Here is a 16830-nt window from a genome sequence, read left to right on the forward strand (position 1 = left end):
CGCTGTGATGTCTCCCTCTCGACCCTCAGGCTGGATGCTGATGCTGCTGGCCACGGCGCAACTGATTATTGCGCTGGATGCGACCATCGTGTTCGTGGCGCTGCCGCAGATTGGCGCGCATCTGAACTTCTCCGCCGCGCAATTGCAGTGGGTGGTGAGTGCCTACAGCGTGGCGTTTGGCGGTTTCCTGCTACTCGGCGGGCGCGCCACGGATTTGCTTGGCAAGCGCCGTCTGTATCGGGTCGGCCAGTCGTTGTATGCGCTGGCGTCCCTGGCTGCGGTGCTCGGTGGCAGCGCCGTGTTGCTGGTGCTGGCGCGGGCCGTGCAGGGGGTGGGCGGGGCGTTGTTGTTTCCGGCGACCTTGGCCCTGATCAACACCCACTATGCCGAAGGGCCGGCGCGCAACCGCGCGTTTGCCGTGTGGAGTGCGGCGTCGGCGGCAGGCCTGGCGCTCGGCGCGCTGCTGGGTGGCGTGCTGACCCAGGCCTGGGGGTGGGAGGCGGTATTTTTGGTCAACGTGCCGCTGGCGGGCGGTTGCGCCTGGGCGGCGCGCTACTGGATCCCCGCCGATGGCGAGCGTGCGCGCGGGCGCAACTTTGATGTGAGCGGCGCGTTGACCGTGACCGTTGGCGGCACCTTGCTGGTGTTTTCGCTGGTGCAGGGGCCTGAATGGGGCTGGACGGCGCCGTCCACACTGGGTTGCCTGGGCTTGGCGTTGGCGCTGCTCGGCCTGTTCGCCTGGATTGAACATCGCGGCCGCGACCCACTGATGCCACTGCGTTTGTTTGCCTACCGCGAGTTGCGCATGGCGATGGTGCTGACGGCGGTGTTCATGAGCAGCTTTGGCGTGCAGTACTACTTTCTCGCGCTGTATTACCAGCAGGTCTACGGCTACAGCGTGCTGCAGGCAGGGTTGGCGTTTTTACCCGCGACCCTGGTGTGCACGTTCGGCATCTGGCTGGCGGAGCGTTCGCTCGCCCGGTTGGGGTTACGCAATACGCTGGTCTGCGGGCAGTTGGCCGGTGCCGTGGGGATTGCGCTGGTGTGCTGGGCGTTGCCGACAGGGGTGGGGTTCTGGTCGCTGCTGCCGGGGATTTTCATCCTGAGCATCGGCCAGGGCATGACCTGGACCTCGATGTGGGTCGCTGCGGGGCTGGGCATCCGGCCAGGAGAGCAAGGCGTGGCGGCGGGAATGGCGTCTACCAGCCAGCAGATCGGCGGGGCGCTGGGCCTGGCGGTGCTGGTGTCGGTGGCAAATGCCGGGTCGAGCCAGGCGGCGGGGATCGAAGCGGCGATGGGCTGGAGTGCAGCGATTGCCTTGACCGGGGCGCTGCTGGCACTGGGGCTCAGAGCGCGCGCACCGAAGCCGGACGCGTTGCTGGAAACCACGTAGATCAACGGTAGGCGTGGGTGTATTCCAGGCCAGGCCCTCAGCGCCCGAGCATCTTCACCCAGCGCGAGGGCGGCATGCCGTAGGTGCTGCGAAATTGTCGGGTCATATGGCTCTGGTCGGTGAACCCGGCGGTCAACGCCGCGTCCACCAATGACTGGCCCTGGGCCAACAGGCTGCGCACCAGGTCCAAGCGGCGCATGGTCAGGTAGCGATACGGGCTGGTGGCGAACAACAGGCGAAAATCCCGCGATAACGCCCAGCGGTCGCGACCGGCGTGCTCGGCGATTTCATCCAGGGTGATGCTGCGGCCCAGCGCGCTGTGGATAAATTCCCGCGCGCGCTCGGCGGCCACGTAATCGAACGTCTTGCGACTGGCAATCGCGCCTGAGGCATTGCTCAGGGCCTGCGCCAGGTCGAACATCGCGTCCTGTTCCTGCAGCGGGTCGATCGGGCAATCCAGGCTTTGCAGCAGCACTTCACTGGCACGGTGCAGCCATGGGTCGCTGGACAATCCGCCAGGAATGAACGGCAACGGCTTGCCGCCGATGATCTGCTGGATCAGCGCCGGTTCCACATAGATCATCCGATACTTGAAGCCTTCCTCGCTGCCGGCGCGCCCGTCGTGGGTTTCATCGGGGTGAATCACCATGGTCGTGCCAGGCATGCTGTGGGTCATGCCGCCGCGGTAATGAAAGCTCTGCACACCGAACAGCGTGCGCCCGATGGCGTAGGTGTCATGGCGATGCGGGTCGAAGGCGAAGCCGGCAAAGTACGCCTCGATACGGTCCAGGCCGCTGGCGTGCGGCGCGCGGTGCAGCCAGTCGAGGATAGGAGTCGGTTTGCCCATGATGGCTTGTCACAAAAAAGGGATGGAAACACGTTAACCCAGTCTGCATTCCTTGTCTGCCGGGGTCTTGTACGATTGTGCAGGTGCCGGGCGAGGCCTATGATCCTGGCTCGTGCCTTGCACCGATGGAGCTGCCCCGATGGATTTTTTCGACCCCGCCTACGTGGCGCCGCTGGTCTCGCTGGCCCTGCTGTGGACCGTGGCGGTGGTGACGCCCGGCCCCAACTTCTTCAACACCGCGCAGCTGGCCGCCAGCTGTTCGCGTCGTCATGGCGTGGTGGCATCGGCGGGTGTCGCTACCGGCACGATCATGTGGGGCCTGGCGGGTGGCCTGGGCATCAAGTCATTGTTCACCGCTGCGCCGATGCTGTACCTGGCGTTCAAGATCATCGGCGGCTGCTACCTGATCTACCTGGGGCTGAAGCTGTTCAAGCGCTCGGCACCGGCCATGGGTCACAACCTGCTGGCAGACGAACCCCGGCGCTCGCTGTTTTCCGCCTGGCGCCTGGGCCTGCTGGGCAACCTGTCCAACCCCAAGGCCGCGCTGTTCGTCGCCACCATCTTCGCGTCGACCATGCCGCCTTCGCCCTCGCCGATGCTGTTGACCCTGGCGGTGATCACCATGGCCACGTTGTCATTCAGCTGGTACAGCAGCGTGGCCCTGGTGTTTTCCAGCGCGCGCATGGCCAACCTCTACAGCCGTTCGCGCAAATGGCTGGATCGTTTTGCCGGCGGTTGCTACGTGTTGTTCGGTGCACATCTGGTAGCGAATCGCTGACCGCCCGTGGTAAGAAGCCTTACTTTCAACAGTGAGGCCGGTTCATGAGCAAGGTGCGCGTAGGGATTATTTTCGGGGGGCGTTCGGCCGAGCACGAGGTCTCGTTGCAGTCGGCGCGCAACATCGTCGATGCGCTCGACCGCACGCGTTTCGAGCCGGTCCTGATCGGCATCGACAAGGCCGGCCACTGGCACCTCAACGACACCTCGAACTTCCTGATCAACCAGGAAAACCCCGCCCTCATCGCGCTCAACCAGTCCAACCGCGAACTGGCGGTGGTGCCCGGCAAGGCCAGCCAGCAAGTGGTGGAAACCTCCGGCAGCGGCCTGCTCGAACACATTGATGTGATCTTCCCCATCGTCCACGGCACCCTCGGCGAAGACGGTTGCCTGCAAGGTTTGCTGCGCATGGCCGACCTGCCTTTTGTTGGGTCCGACGTGCTCGGTTCGGCGGTGTGCATGGACAAGGACATCAGCAAGCGCCTGCTGCGCGACGCCGGCATTGCCGTCACCCCGTTCATTACCCTGACCCGTCGCAACGCCGCGCACACCGCATTTGATGCCGCCGTGCGCAAGCTCGGCCTGCCGATGTTCGTCAAGCCTGCCAACCAGGGTTCCTCGGTGGGCGTGAGCAAGGTCGGCAATGAAGCCGAGTACCACGCCGCCGTCGAGCTGGCGTTGGGGTTTGACGAGAAAATCCTGGTGGAGTCGGCCGTCCAGGGGCGCGAGATCGAATGCGCCGTGCTCGGCAACGACAACCCCATCGCCAGCGGCTGCGGCGAGATTGTGGTGAACAACGGTTTCTATTCCTACGACAGCAAATACATCGACGCCCAGGCCGCCCAAGTGGTGGTGCCGGCGGACATCAGCCACGACGCCAGCGAGCGTATCCGCCGCCTGGCCATCGATGCCTTCGAAGTGTTGGGATGCGCCGGGTTGGCCCGCGTCGACGTGTTCCTCACTGAAGACGGTGAGGTGCTGATCAACGAAATCAACTCGCTGCCGGGCTTCACCCGCATCAGCATGTACCCCAAGCTGTGGCAGGCGGCGGGGATGAGCTACAGCGAGTTGGTGAGCCGGTTGATTGAGCTGGCGCTGGAGCGGCATGCAGCGCGCAAGGGGCTGAAGATCAATCGTTGAGCGCCGCGGGCTATCAGGTGGTCAGGGGCGGCGCGCGATCCACGAATAGATCAAGGTCTTCGCCTCCTCCGGGTGATGTGTCCTTCTGCGGTAGCTGGCAAACGTCGGCGACGTGCAGTAAGTGCACACCTCGCTGACCTCGATCTGCTCGCGCTCGACCCCCGCCGCCTGCAGCAACATCAGCGCATACCTGCTCAAGTCAAACCACGCGCTGTTGCTTTGCCTTGCGGCGGGCGGGGCAATTTCGGGTGTCTGCCGCGGTGCCGGTTGCACGCTGCTCCACGGTGCCTGGCGGTGCTGCCACAGGTGCCCTTGCTCCGCCTGGAACTGGGCGATAAACCCTTCGCTCACCTCATAACAACACGGCTTGATCGACGGCCCGATTGCCACCTGCAGTTGATCGGCCGCGATCCCCTCGGCGGCAAAGCGCTGCACCGCGTTGGCGATAATCCCGCGTTGCAGGCCCTTCCAGCCGCCATGCACTGCCGCTACCTGCTGAGCGTCTTTGGAGGCGAACAGAATGGGCAGGCAGTCGGCGGTGATCACTGCGATGGGCTGGTGCGTGTGGGTAAACACAGCGTCAGCCTCGATGGTATTGGCCACCTGGCCCGGCTGCCACTCAATCACCGAGGCGCTGTGCACCTGCTTGCAGATGAACACCTCGTCCGGGCGCGCCGGGTCATTGATCGCACAGAAACCGTGGTCGACGCCGGCAATGGCGCCGAGATTGTTTGCCTGTTGCAAGGGCTGTTCTCCGCTCAATAAATCAGTCGCCGACCGCTTCGCCTTCGCGCCGAGGGTCGGCGCCGCCGCTCAGCGACACCTTACCCTGGGCGTCGCGCGTGCGGACGATGGCCTGGATGCCGCTGGTCATGTCGATCTCGCTCAATGCATGGCCCTTGTCCTTCAGCACTTGTTTCAACGCCGGGCTGAACAGTCCTTGTTCGAGTTCGGTGGCGCCATTGCGACTGCCGAAATTCGGCAGGCTGATGGCCGCCTGCGGGTCGAGTTTCCAGTCGAGCATCGCCACCAGGGATTTACTCACGTACTCAATGATCTGTGAGCCGCCGGGCGAGCCGACGGCGGCCAGCAACTCACCGCTCCTGCGATCAAATACCAGCGTCGGGGCCATGGCCGAGCGTGGGCGTTTGCCCGGTTCGACACGGTTGGCCACCGGCTGGCCGTGTTCTTCGGGGATAAACGAGAAATCGGTCATCTGGTTGTTGAGCAAAAAGCCCTGGACCATCAGATGGGAACCGAACGCCGCCTCGACGGTGGTCGTCATCGACACGGCGCCACCCAGGTCATCCACCGCCACCACTTGCGACGTGGAGATGCGCAGCGGCGAGCGGTCCGGCGCGTAGGCGACCTGGATGCCCGCAGGCGTGCCGGGTTTGGCGATGCCCATGCTGCGTTCGCCGATCAATGCTGCGCGTTTGGCCAGGTAGTCCGGTGCGACAAGACCGGCCACCGGCACCGGTACAAAGTCGGCGTCGGCGACGTACAAACCACGGTCAGCGAAGGCCAGGCGACCCGCCTCGGCAATCAGGTGCACGGCTTCGGGCGTTGGCTCGAGGCCTGCGGGCGAGGTGCTTTTCACCGGCGTCATGGGTGCGATGGCCAGGCCCGGATCGCGGGCTTCGAGTGCCTGCAATGTACCGAGGATTTGCGCGATGGCGATCCCGCCCGATGACGGTGGTGGCATGCCACACACGGTCCACTGTTTGTAGTCGCTGCACAGGGGCGTGCGCTCCTTGGCGGTATAGCCCTCAAGGTCTGCCACCGACAGGCTGCCGGCATTGCGATTGCCCTGGACCTTGCGCGCGATCTCGTCGGCAATCGGCCCGTGGTACAGCGCGTCCGGGCCCTCCTTGGCGATGCGCTTGAAGACGTTGGCCAGCGCCGGGTTTTTCAACAGCGTACCGGTGGCCTTGGGCGTGCCATCGGCATTCAGAAAGTACGCGGCCATTTCCGGCGACCGGGGGATATGACGGTCGGCCGCGATCAACGCGTGCAAGCGCGGGGAAATCGCGAAGCCCTGTTCCGACAAGCGGATCGCCGGCTCGAACAGCTTGACCCACGGCAGGTGCCCGGTCTTTTTGTGCGCCATCTCCAATGCCCGCAGTACCCCCGGCGTGCCCACCGAACGTCCGCCGATTTGCGCCGCGGTGAAGGTCATCGGCGTACCGTCCGCTTTCAGGAACAGCCGCTCGGTCGCCCCGGCCGGTGCCGTTTCACGACCGTCATACGCGTGCACCTTGTCTCCGTCCCACACCATGATGAACGCCCCACCGCCAATACCAGAGGACTGCGGCTCCACCAGCGTCAGCACTGCCTGCATCGCAATGGCCGCATCGATGGCCGAACCACCCTGGCGCAACATCTCCCGCCCGGCTTGCGCCGCCAGCGGGTTGGCGGCTGCCGCCATATGGCGTTCGGCGTGTTGGGGGGTGAGGTGGGTGCGGTAGCCCGAGCCCAACTCCGGTGCCGGCGGTTGCTCGCTGACGGGGGTGTGACAGGCCGCCAGGACGAGGGCGGCGGCAATCACTGACAGTTGAAGGCGGGAAATCAAAAACACGCGCTGAACTCCGTTCATTTTGAGAATGATCTGGTTTTCCTGTGGGGGGACTTTACCGCAGCGGTGAGTTGGAGGCGTGCTGGATTGACTGAAAATTCTGAAGAGCCCGCTCGTTGCCGGTGTGTCACCGGATGTCTTTATCTCGGCCTGCACGAAAGTTGAATGTGTTCCTCAGGAGGGTGCTGCTGTCGTTGGAACCAATGGTTGAAGGTGTCCACTAGGTAGTTGTCACTCATCCGCTTGAGGCACTCGTTATGCATCGTGGGTTAGACGGTCTGCTCAGGCTGCACCAGAGCATTGTCGAGCGCTCAGTAAGGTCGATTGGAGAAGCGCCGCCAGGCCCGAGCCCGACCTCACTGCCGGAAATGCAGGGGGCTCATTATCAAACGCTGAACCCGGCCTCGATGGTGTTCGACGTCAGCATCAAAGGCGGGCAACTCCAGGCTGACAGTACAGCCACAGGCCGCGATGTCGCCCGTCATCTCAACGCGCCAGGCAAACGCTATACCGCCGATGGCTACTCTGCTGAGCGCGGCAATACGGTGCGTTTCAAAGATGAGCGACAGTACCTGTTTCATATTCAGTCCACGCCGGCTGTCGCGGCGGTATTCAAGAGCAGTCTTGCCGATCCGGCCGGCGATGCAGGCTCGGTAGCGTCCTTGAGCAACCCCGGCCGCGCGCACCTGGCAAGCGTCAGCGGGATCCACACGACTGTCGAGGGCAAGCAGTTTCGCCTGGATAACGAGCGTCTTTATCGCTTTGAACCGATCACGCTGTCCTGGCTGCCCGACGCCGATGCACGTGCATACAGCCGCATTGGTTTGACCCGTGAAGGGCAGTTGCTGAAGACACCTCAGGGCTCACTGGACAGCAGTGCGCAGCGCCAGGGTTCGGTGGTATTGAATCAGGTCCAGGGCGTATCTGCCCTGCACCTGCAGGGCACCGGCGCGCCGGCTGTGCGTCCGTTCGATGAGACCGGCGTGCCTGTGCCGCTCGCGCGAATCGGGCTGGCCGGTAGTACCCTGTATGGCGCGACGCCTGACGGCGAACTGCTGCGCGCAGATGTGCGTCAGGCCAGGGGCGGCGTGCTGCCGATGGCGCGTCAATCGGTCGAAGCACTGGAGCAGGCGCTGAAGGGCAGTGTCAGAGTCGAAGGTTTCTTTCATGATGATGCAGGGCAACTCAATGCCCAGGTTCGCGATGCCCGCGAGCAACTGCATAGTTCGCCCTTGAATGAATCAAGCGCATTGCGCCCGCACTGGAACCTCAGTGACGTGTTGGTCAAGGGCATCGAGAAAGGTCTGCCCTTGCCCAGCCAGCAGGCACTCGCGGCCTCGATCGATCTCGGGCTGCGGGGCAAGGTCGCACTTGATTCAGGCCGGCTGTTGAGCTGGAACGCGGGTGCACAGCAATGGGATAACGTCCGGCAGCCGGGCGTCGAGCGTCTGGAGCGTGGCCTGGATGGACGTGCCTATGTGCTGCAAGAGGGGCAACTGAAAGCGGTGGCGATCCAGAAAGTGCGTGATCCGGTTTTCGAGGGCGCCAGCCACGACTTGGCCGCTCTTCCCAAGCCCCGTCCTCACGTGTCACTTGATGAGGTACTCGCTGGAAAAAGTCAGAGCCCCATCGCCCACTTTGCAGTCGCTGATGGCCGTCATTTCGTAACGGCCAATCAAAACAACGAACTCCAGGTTCATCAGGAGGGTGTCGTCACCCCATTACGGCTGTCACCGCCGCTTGCGATAAAGGCACTGGCGCTGGATCACGAAGGGCATCTCTACGCACACAGCCAGGGTGACGAGTTGTTCAGGGTTGATCGCGAGGTTTGGCGAGGCAGCGCCAGGGGGCCGCATCGCTGGGCCAGGGTTGAACTGCCCGAGGGCCGCCTCTTGGAATCCTTGCGGATGGGGGCTGACAAACACTTGGTTGCCGGCTGGGATAAGCAGTTCCATCGATTGGATCGCTCGGGCCCAGAGTCAATGAAGGCGGGGCCGTTGCAACCGGTGGCGGCGGTACCGTTGCTGGGCGATACATTGGCGAGTGGTCAAATGCGCGCGCAGTTTCCAGGCGGGGCATTGACGTCCAGCAGTCATGTGATGGGGCAAACCCGTGAGGGGATTTCGCACAAGCGCAGTTTTTTTCAAGGGATCAAGGCGCACTTTCACCCTTTGGAGTCCCTCAGCCAGACAGGCAAGGATATTCAGCACCGTATCAGCGGCCGTCGCGGGCTGGAGGCCGTCTACGCTGACGATAAGCAACTGCACGAGCGGCTCAAGCCCCTGTCGAAGAGCAAGCCGGTTGCGGCTGACCTGAGCGCGCGCCTCGTTGCGCTCAGCGTACCCGGCCCGCGCCAGGCGTTGGCCAACCAGATCAGCCAGGTGTTGGCCCGTGTGGACGCGAGCAGCCAGGCCAGCGCACGCCTTTTAGGCGATGTGCATGGGCTGACGTTTGACTCGCGGCCCACACTGAGCCGGACAGTGGTCAACCCGGAATCGACGCTGCATCAACTGCATCAGGCGTTTATACGGGTCTCACCCTCATCGGAAAAAACCACCGCTGCGCTACTGGCCAATCTCGAGGGGCAAGACTTGACGTTGCCCCAGTGGAAACCGGAGCGTAAGCGAGACCTCACTCACCCTGGCGCCCTCGTCGAAGGCGACCTGATTCATCACGCCAACACGCTGAGGAAACTGACTGATCTGGCGGAGGAACTCGATAGCGTTTCCGGATACAGCCCAAGCGCCCTGAAGCGCATAGAAGGCTCCGTGAGCGCGGTCATCAAGGATTTTGACCAGAGCCCGTTGCATCAATTGTCACGTCAGAACGTCGTCAGCTACGCGCAGGCAGAGACCCTCTACGACAACTTCAAATTATTGGCCAAGGACCTGGGTACACCGGGATCCGCCTTGCATTGGCACCTCTCGACGCTGCTCGGATTGCCCGTCGATGCTTCCCTCAAGGACGCACTTACGCTGCAAGTGCAACGACTGGAGAGTGGTCAAACTCTTGGCTCCAGCCGCACCCAGGGCAAAAGCCTGGGCTTGATGGTGACGGGGATAAAACCCGTCGCCCCCGTGGAGTTTTTCCTGGGCGCCTCCAAGTCCCATACCAACGGCGTCAGCATCAGTCGCACGGATAAAGGCGCGAGGGTCGAGATCTCGATGGACGACACACGGCGGTTGGCCGCTTCGGTGGCTTCAGGGGTGACGGTGGGGCGGGGCACCCAAGCGTATGGGCCGGGTTTGAGAGTCGCGGGGGAATTGACGGCAGCGGTTGCGAAAAACACCGGTTCGAGCATCAGTTTTGACGTGAAGGAGGCGGACTTCGGCAAGTTGATGTCGATCCTCACCCACCCATCGGGTGGTCTCCAAGATTTGCTGGCGCTGGGAGAGCAGCACGCTGCCGGGCACAGCTCCAAGCTGAGTGGTGACGTTAACCTGGATGGACTCGCGCAGCTGCGTGTGCTCTACAACCCCCAGGAGAATATTGCCGAGCTGGACTCAGTGATACGCGCAGGTATCGGCGGGCTGGCGAACCTCAATCTTGCGCATGCGGACAAGAGTCAGTCCACGACGCGCACGGCGGCGGGCACCAGTCACGCCGAGGGACGCAGCGCACAATGGCTGAGGCAGGGTGGCGTGGGTGCCAACGTTGCGCCTTTGAATGCGCTGGCGTTGGGCAGGGTTGAAACTGGCGGGCCAGCTGCTGCCGTTTTTGCATTGCCGGAAATATCGGTCATGGTGAAATTTGATCGAAGCCAATCACAGGCATTCAGTTTCTCTTTCAAGCCGCCACACGCGGTGACTCAATCGCAGATCGATGACCTGCGACGCAGCCTTTCGCTGTATTCGCCGCAATTCAGACGGGACTTGGCCGCTACGGAACGGCCGGGGGCCACGACGGATGAACAGTTGGCCAGCTTGCAGGGGTTTCTGGCGACTCATCCGCCCCTGGCGACCAAGGCGGACGCCTACCACGCGATTGGCCAGTCGTTGGATAAGTTATTGACCCAACGGGACCTGATGAAAAGCGGGCTGCGCCAGCTGGCATCGGTGGAGTCTTCCGTCACACGTGTGGGCCTGCGGGACAACGGGCAGCATGCCTGGTTGGATGATGTCGCGCCGGCCAACAAAACGGCCATCGAACAGTGGGCCAGGGACGACCCGCACTTTGCCCAGGTGCTCGATCAGCTGCAGCATGGGGAGGGCACTTCAGTGCGACTCGGCATGGAGCTGAAGCCGCAGGTGCTGCGCGCGATCGAGCACAGCCACCTTGCGGGTAAAGGCACCGAGGCGTTGATCAAGCACGCACTCAATGACCGCAACAACCTACGCGTAAAAAGTATGAGCATGAGCTACACCGCCACCCAGTCCCATAGCATGTCGCTACCGGCGATGACGAACCTCAGCTTTTCCAGCAGCGCTGCGCTCAGCCACACGCAAAAACACGTCAACGTCGATCTGGAGTACGGCGTGAATCCGGATAAACCCTTGAAGATGAACCTCAACGATACGTTGAGCCGTTTGCCCCGACACGATCTGACCCTTGATTTGGCCAGCCAGCGCATCAGGACGCCGCAGGCCGTGAGGTAAACAAGGCGCAAGCCCTCAAGCAATGCCGGCTTGCGCTATGCCCCGTGCTTTTCTACAGGTAAAGAGTGCCCTGCATATACAGCGCGGCCTTGCCGGAAATAATCACCCGGTCGCCCTTGAGCTCGCAACGCAATTGGCCGCGACGCTTGCCCCCCTGTTCGGCGGTGAGTTGCTGTTTGCCCAGGCGCTCGGCCCAGAGTGGCGCCAGCGAGGTGTGCGCGGAGCCGGTGACCGGGTCTTCATTGATGCCCACGTTCGGGCCGAACCAGCGCGAGACAAAGTCAAACCGGGTGCTTTGGGCCGTCACCGCGATGCCGCGTTTGGGCAGGCCCTTGAGGCGTGCGAAGTCTGGCGTGAGCGCGGCGACCTGGGCCTCATCGTCGACCACGACGAGGTAGTCATCGGTGCCGAATACGTGCGCGTTCTCGATCCCCAATGCACTCAACATCCCGCTGGGCGGTTCGCAGCGCTGCGGCTGCTTGGCCGGGAAGTCCATCGCCAGTTCGTCGCCATTGCGCGTTACCCGAAGCTCGCCGCTGCGGGTGGCAAAGCGCAGCACGTCAGGCGCATTCCCCAATTGATGGATCAGCACCCACGCCGCCGCCAACGTGGCATGACCGCAGAGGTCGACTTCGACTTCCGGGGTCAGCCAGCGCAACTCGTAGAACTCGCCACGGGGCACGAAGAACGCCGTCTCGGACAGGTTGTTTTCGGCGGCGATGTTGTGCAGTTGCTCATCGGGCAGCCATTCGGTGAGCGGGCAGACGGCCGCGGGGTTGCCGCCGAAGACGTGCTGGCTGAAGGCGTCGACTTGGTAGATATCCAGTTTCATCCGGGGCACTCCGTGTGTGGGGAGGCTGGACACTAACAGTGGCTCAGGAGAGCGTCAAAATACAGATGCGCAGTTTTTTTGCGCGCATGCACCCGTTCAGCCCAGGCGCAAGACCATTGCGCCGGCGGCAATGATGCACGCGGCGACGATGCGCACTCGCGTGAGATGTTCCTTGAGCACCCACGCCGAGATCACCACGCCAAACAAAATCGAGGTTTCCCGCAGCGCCGATACAGTGGCGATGGGGGCTTGCGTCATCGCCCACAGGGCCAGCCCGTAGGACGCCAGCGTGCCGGCTCCGCCGACAAGGCCGAGTCGCCCATTGCGCAGGACGTAGCGGCAAAACTCCGCCCGCCGGGTGACTAACGCCCAGGCGGCAAGCGGGAGGCCGGTGAGCAGGAAAATCCACAGTGTGTAGGCCGCTGGCGCACCGGACTGACGCACACCCCAGCCATCGATGAGCGTGTAGCCGGCGATCACGCCGGCGTTGATCAGTGCCAGGATCAGGCCTTTTCTCTGCCCGGCCGAAGGGCCGGCAGCCATGCTCAAGATGCCAAGGGAAATCACCGCAATCCCGAGCCAGGCAGACGCCGATAATGGCTCGGCCAACACCAACACGCTGACCACGGCCACCAGCAGCGGCGCGGTGCCACGCATGATCGGGTAGGTCTGGCTCATGTCGGCGATGCGATAAGTCGAGGCGACCAGTACGAAATACACCACCTGCAAAACCACCGAGGCACCAATGAACGGCCAACTCTCCTTCGCCGGCAGCGCCAGGAAGGGGACGACAGCCAACGCAATCAACGACGCGACGGACGCGATCATGCAGGTGGTCATCAGTTTGTCTGTGCCGCCTTTGACCACCGCATTCCAGGTAGCGTGGAGCGCCGCGCCGAGCATGATGATCGCGAAGACGTCGAGGCTCATGAGTTGCAGCTTGCGTTATCAAGCATTGCCATCGCCATGTGGGCTCTCCCGTTTGCTTGTCAGTAGGCTTTTTTCTAGCGTTCGGCGCCTGGTGGGTGACCAAAGTAGGCCTTGTATGCATGGTTGAAGTTTGCGGGATTGGCATAGCCCAGACGGTAGGCAATTTGCGCCACCTGCCACCTGCGCTGGCGAAGCAAGTCGCGAGCAAGTTCCATGCGTTGCTGGCGCACATAATCCAGCATCGACTGGCCGTAGATTTGACTGAACGCCCTGCGCAACGTGGTTTCTCCCACCCCCAGGCTTCGGGCCAGCGCTTGAGTACCGGGAGGGTCAATGAGGTTTGCATCAAGTTGAAAGCGCGCTTCATGGGCCAAGTCTGCCTGACCGCGCACGGCAGGCAGCGGCTTGGCCGAATGGGGAGCAAGGTGCGTGGCCAACTCTATCAGTGCTGCCAGACTCAGGCTTTCCTGATTGAGGCGCTCCAGAGCCCCACGGTACGGAGAGTAGTAAATGCGCTCCAGCAAACGCCCCAGCGCAGGACAGCCGCGAAGCGTCGAAAACTGAATGCCGTCGTTAAGCAGACTGAGTAAGGGCTGGAGCGATGAGTCTTCCTCGGACAGCTCGCGCAAATAATCGCCGGCGATACGCAGTCCGGCCATACGCGCATGACTGCCGGCGGGCAGTTGATCGACGGTCTCCATACTTTCACTCAGCCCCAGCGCATGGACTGCACCAGTAGTGTATTCATTGAGCACACCGTCGACCCGATGCTGCCACTGTCCGCCGAGCACATGCACGATGCACACACTGTCGGGCAATATCTTGTGGATAGTCAGCGGCTCGGGGAACTGCAAATCACAGTCGAAATACTGCAGATCTGCCCGCACTGTTCGTGCCCGGTAGTGGCCGACGGCAGAGCCAACAACCTGACGAGCGCTGTCGTCGAATACGCCGGCTTGATCTAGAGCGCCCGGGTGATCGAAAGAAAAGTGCGTATCAAGATAAGGATTCTGGCGTTTCATCGAGAAGGGCTTGATCACTTCCTTGCATGTCCGCCGCATTGTACCCCGTCAGATGTCGTTGTGAACCGCAGCCTTATAGTTGTGCGCAACGGCCTGCACGGTTGGCAGATCGCTGAGGGTGAATTTCAATGGTTGGCCATGAAATTCAAGGAATCTGAGTATGCTGATTTTTCGCAAATGGGCTGCCGTGCTAAGCATGGTGTTGGCCGTCATGACGGGCAATACCTTCGCTCAAGATCGCCCAGACGTAGCAGATAAGGTCGCTGCGTATTCGGGTGAGGCCGGGGTGAAAGTCTGGACACTGCGTATCGGGGCGCGTGAAGAAAATCAGGCACTGGTGCAAGTGGAAGGGGCTGACCACGACTGGAATCTGAAAATTCAAAAGATGTCTGTCGAGAAGACCAGCAAGGACACGCGCTATTACACCACGGTAGACGGTCAGAAGTTCGTCGTACTGATTCTGCAAAATGGCTGGGGAGAACTGTACTTGCCAGGCGAAGCAAAAGCGCTGGCCGTCGCCTATAACGAAGCCCTGGCGAGTCAGGGCAATGCGCAAGCGTTTCTCACTGACTATCTCCAGGCGAACTGAGCCATGAGTCTGTTGAGACGATGGTCATGGGGCCTGGCGATGTTGTTGCTGCCGCTGGTACTGATGGGTTGGAGCAGCATTCAAAGCTGGCGGGCCGACAGCACGCTGGAAGAAGCGCAAGTGATGCGCCAATGGCTCGCCAGCCCGAGCGATGAATTGAGGCAGAAACTGCCGCAACAATGGCGCACAACGCCGGCGCTCTCGGACGACAGTCTGCGCGGCTACCTGCAGCGTGAGGTCGCTCGGGCCGATGCTGACCAGGGTTCGGTGCACATGCGTCAGGTCTTGGCGTTTCTTGGCTACTGGCTGGCAGTCGCGGCCGTGCTGGCAGGCTCCGCTACCTGGGTAAAACTGCGCCTGGATGCCTGGCGCGCACTGCGCTCGCGGGACTTTCTTTATGATCGCCTGGTCCTGAGTTGGCGTGCGCTGGGACGGTGGCTGGTGGTCTACACCGGGTTGATTGTGGGGTCGTTGGCAATGGCCCTGCTGTATGAAGTCAGCTGGGGCTGGAGCAACCGCCAGAACAGCGGCATGGTGATACTGCTGGTCGTTGTGCCCTTGCTGGTGATGCTGTACCTGGGCGTGCTATTGATCGGGCGCCTGCGTCGGCAATGGCAGGATATGGAAACGCCGCAATCCGGGTTTCTGGGGCGTTCAATCAGCCGGGCCAGCGCCCCGGCCTTATGGGCATGGATCGAAAAACTGGCAGCCGTCACCCGCGCGCCTGTGCCAGACCACATCGTGATTGGGGTCGACCAATCGTTTTTCGTCACCAGCGTCCAGGTGGCCCTGCAACCGTCGGGACAACTGTTGACGGGCCGTACGATGTACCTGCCACTGACTTTCCTGTCGACCTTGAGCCAGGAAGAAGCAGCCTCGATTATCGGCCATGAGCTTGGCCACTTCAGCAGCCGCGACACTGAGCGTGGCAGTGAAGCTGGGGCGCGGTTCAGCCTGATGTACATGCATTTCCTGAACATCAGTGCGGTGGATGACATGCCGTCCTGGATCGAACGTCCGGCGATCTGGATGACGTGGCGCTTTTTGCATCACTTCCAGATTGCCGTGCACCACTGGAGCCGTGCGCAAGAACTGGTGGCGGATAAGGTCGGCGCGCAAATTGCCGGTGAGCGACTCTTTTGCCAGGCGCTGCTGCGCGTCATCGCCCTTGATGCCGAAGTCAACAAACTGCTTGGCCAGCGTACCCACAGCAACTTGATCCAGGCGTTAGCAGAACACCTTCGCCAGGCTCCGGTGATCTTGAACGAGGCGGTGATGGATCACGCGATCGCTCATCCGTTCGATACCCATCCCCCCACTGCCGTGCGCCTGCAGCAACTGGGTGTGGTTCTCGACGACCAGTTGCTGGCCCAGGCAACACGGACGCCCACCGCGCACGACCGGCAGTGGTTCAGTCAACTCACTCATGATCCGCAGTCGGCTGAAGATGCCAACAAGAATGGAGTACCGGTATGAACCACCCTGATGATCCACTGGCCAGCCTGGCCCAATCCCTCACTGAGGATTTTAATCAGCACACTGGCGATCAGGTGCAGGCAGCCATCCAGGAACGCGAGGAGTGGTTGGCCGAGGTTCCCGCAGTCACCGAACTGGCGTACCCACGCAAGGTGCGCCGCACCCTGTTGCTCTTTTCAGTGTTTGCTTTCGTGATGGCTGGCGGGAGTGCGTGGGATGGCAAAAACGCGTTTATGGGAGGCATTTTTGCAATCGTGGCGTTGGTCTTGCTCAGCGGGGTGTGGCTGCACCGTCGGGCCGGCGAAGAAATCCTGATGCGCCTGACCCATAGCCACTTATGGTTTCGCAACATTGATGCAGACATCGATCTGCTGGATATCGGCGATATCCACATCAAACAGGGCCGAGTAAAGCTATGGATCACGCTGACATTGCGCGAGGGCGCCCCGCTGCCCGCCTGCAAAAACGCCGCGGGCCCACTGATGCCTCACGTCAAGATCAAGCGCTCCCGGGAGCCACAGATATGCCTGACGCTGTTCGGCCTGCAACTGAACGGTAAAGTCCTCACTGGCGAACAAGTGCTGGAGATGCTGGACACCTACTGCAACGCGGCGCGTGTAGAAGGTGAGTTGCGGGCGTTGAAGGCTTCCTGAA

General features: G+C 62.1%; 13 protein-coding genes. 7 read left to right on the top strand and 6 right to left on the bottom strand.

Features of this window, described 5'->3' with window-relative positions:
- The first annotated feature begins 34 nt into the window (after positions 1 to 34).
- Positions 35 to 1393 carry an MFS transporter gene (locus AC07OJ_RS22820; RefSeq protein WP_495095331.1) on the top strand — a complete coding sequence of 453 codons (1359 nt, stop codon included), beginning with the start codon at positions 35 to 37 and terminating at the stop codon, positions 1391 to 1393.
- 37 nt (positions 1394 to 1430) lie between these two features.
- Here the strand turns inward: AC07OJ_RS22820 and AC07OJ_RS22825 are convergent, their stop codons facing one another.
- Positions 1431 to 2240: an AraC family transcriptional regulator gene (locus AC07OJ_RS22825; protein ID WP_065900440.1), complete on the bottom strand. Its 810-nt coding sequence runs from the start codon at positions 2238 to 2240 to the stop codon at positions 1431 to 1433.
- Between the two features lie 139 nt (positions 2241 to 2379).
- Between AC07OJ_RS22825 and AC07OJ_RS22830 the strand changes: the two genes are divergently transcribed.
- Both AC07OJ_RS22830 and ddlA read left to right on the top strand, forming a co-directional pair.
- On the top strand, positions 2380 to 3018 hold the full coding sequence (locus AC07OJ_RS22830; RefSeq protein WP_120447573.1) for a LysE family transporter: 639 nt from the start codon (positions 2380 to 2382) through the stop codon (positions 3016 to 3018).
- Between the two features lie 44 nt (positions 3019 to 3062).
- Positions 3063 to 4157: a D-alanine--D-alanine ligase gene (gene ddlA / locus AC07OJ_RS22835; protein WP_495095257.1), complete on the top strand. Its 1095-nt coding sequence runs from the start codon at positions 3063 to 3065 to the stop codon at positions 4155 to 4157.
- A gap of 21 nt (positions 4158 to 4178) precedes the next feature.
- On the opposite strand, the gene pgeF is transcribed toward ddlA, so the two are convergent.
- A complete protein-coding gene (gene pgeF / locus AC07OJ_RS22840; protein ID WP_495095258.1) occupies positions 4179 to 4901 on the bottom strand; it encodes a peptidoglycan editing factor PgeF in 723 nt (240 codons plus the stop codon).
- Between the two features lie 22 nt (positions 4902 to 4923).
- Complete coding sequence (gene ggt, locus AC07OJ_RS22845) at positions 4924 to 6753, bottom strand: gamma-glutamyltransferase (protein WP_495095259.1); 1830 nt, start codon at positions 6751 to 6753, stop codon at positions 4924 to 4926.
- A 236-nt stretch (positions 6754 to 6989) separates the two neighbouring features.
- Here ggt and AC07OJ_RS22850 point away from each other — a divergent pair, with 236 nt between their 5' ends.
- Positions 6990 to 11327 carry an AvrE-family type 3 secretion system effector gene (locus AC07OJ_RS22850; protein WP_495095260.1) on the top strand — a complete coding sequence of 1446 codons (4338 nt, stop codon included), beginning with the start codon at positions 6990 to 6992 and terminating at the stop codon, positions 11325 to 11327.
- 52 nt (positions 11328 to 11379) lie between these two features.
- Here the strand turns inward: AC07OJ_RS22850 and AC07OJ_RS22855 are convergent, their stop codons facing one another.
- From AC07OJ_RS22855 to AC07OJ_RS22865, 3 genes are all read right to left on the bottom strand, one after another.
- Entirely contained in the window at positions 11380 to 12159 is a 780-nt protein-coding gene (locus AC07OJ_RS22855) for a PhzF family phenazine biosynthesis protein (protein WP_120447578.1), read from the bottom strand.
- A 96-nt stretch (positions 12160 to 12255) separates the two neighbouring features.
- Positions 12256 to 13089: an EamA family transporter gene (locus tag AC07OJ_RS22860; protein ID WP_065900452.1), complete on the bottom strand. Its 834-nt coding sequence runs from the start codon at positions 13087 to 13089 to the stop codon at positions 12256 to 12258.
- A 74-nt stretch (positions 13090 to 13163) separates the two neighbouring features.
- Complete coding sequence (locus AC07OJ_RS22865) at positions 13164 to 14111, bottom strand: helix-turn-helix transcriptional regulator (protein WP_262135914.1); 948 nt, start codon at positions 14109 to 14111, stop codon at positions 13164 to 13166.
- 160 nt (positions 14112 to 14271) lie between these two features.
- Between AC07OJ_RS22865 and AC07OJ_RS22870 the strand changes: the two genes are divergently transcribed.
- The 3 genes from AC07OJ_RS22870 to AC07OJ_RS22880 are packed head-to-tail and all read left to right on the top strand — an operon-like array spanning position 14272 to position 16829.
- A complete protein-coding gene (locus tag AC07OJ_RS22870) occupies positions 14272 to 14700 on the top strand; it encodes a hypothetical protein (RefSeq protein WP_106805225.1) in 429 nt (142 codons plus the stop codon).
- A gap of 3 nt (positions 14701 to 14703) precedes the next feature.
- The gene (locus AC07OJ_RS22875; RefSeq protein ID WP_495095261.1) at positions 14704 to 16176 is read left to right on the top strand and encodes a M48 family metallopeptidase; all 1473 of its coding nucleotides are present in this window, start codon (positions 14704 to 14706) and stop codon (positions 16174 to 16176) included.
- Positions 16173 to 16829 (top strand): hypothetical protein, encoded by a 657-nt coding sequence (locus AC07OJ_RS22880; RefSeq protein WP_213554164.1) that lies wholly within the window; start codon positions 16173 to 16175, stop codon positions 16827 to 16829. Before AC07OJ_RS22875 ends, AC07OJ_RS22880 begins: the two co-directional genes overlap by 4 nt.
- Position 16830: the final 1 nt, after the last annotated feature.

It is taken from the genome of Pseudomonas sp. GW821-FHT09C08 (genome assembly GCF_059418125.1).

Coding starts and splice junctions, on each gene's coding strand:
- AC07OJ_RS22820 (WP_495095331.1), top strand. CDS start 35: ATGCTGATGCTGCTGGCCACGGCGCAACTGATTATTGCGCTGGATGCG.
- AC07OJ_RS22825 (WP_065900440.1), bottom strand. CDS start 2,240: ATGGGCAAACCGACTCCTATCCTCGACTGGCTGCACCGCGCGCCGCAC.
- AC07OJ_RS22830 (WP_120447573.1), top strand. CDS start 2,380: ATGGATTTTTTCGACCCCGCCTACGTGGCGCCGCTGGTCTCGCTGGCC.
- ddlA (WP_495095257.1), top strand. CDS start 3,063: ATGAGCAAGGTGCGCGTAGGGATTATTTTCGGGGGGCGTTCGGCCGAG.
- ggt (WP_495095259.1), bottom strand. CDS start 6,753: ATGAACGGAGTTCAGCGCGTGTTTTTGATTTCCCGCCTTCAACTGTCA.
- AC07OJ_RS22850 (WP_495095260.1), top strand. CDS start 6,990: ATGCATCGTGGGTTAGACGGTCTGCTCAGGCTGCACCAGAGCATTGTC.
- AC07OJ_RS22855 (WP_120447578.1), bottom strand. CDS start 12,159: ATGAAACTGGATATCTACCAAGTCGACGCCTTCAGCCAGCACGTCTTC.
- AC07OJ_RS22860 (WP_065900452.1), bottom strand. CDS start 13,089: ATGAGCCTCGACGTCTTCGCGATCATCATGCTCGGCGCGGCGCTCCAC.
- AC07OJ_RS22865 (WP_262135914.1), bottom strand. CDS start 14,111: ATGAAACGCCAGAATCCTTATCTTGATACGCACTTTTCTTTCGATCAC.
- AC07OJ_RS22870 (WP_106805225.1), top strand. CDS start 14,272: ATGCTGATTTTTCGCAAATGGGCTGCCGTGCTAAGCATGGTGTTGGCC.
- AC07OJ_RS22875 (WP_495095261.1), top strand. CDS start 14,704: ATGAGTCTGTTGAGACGATGGTCATGGGGCCTGGCGATGTTGTTGCTG.
- AC07OJ_RS22880 (WP_213554164.1), top strand. CDS start 16,173: ATGAACCACCCTGATGATCCACTGGCCAGCCTGGCCCAATCCCTCACT.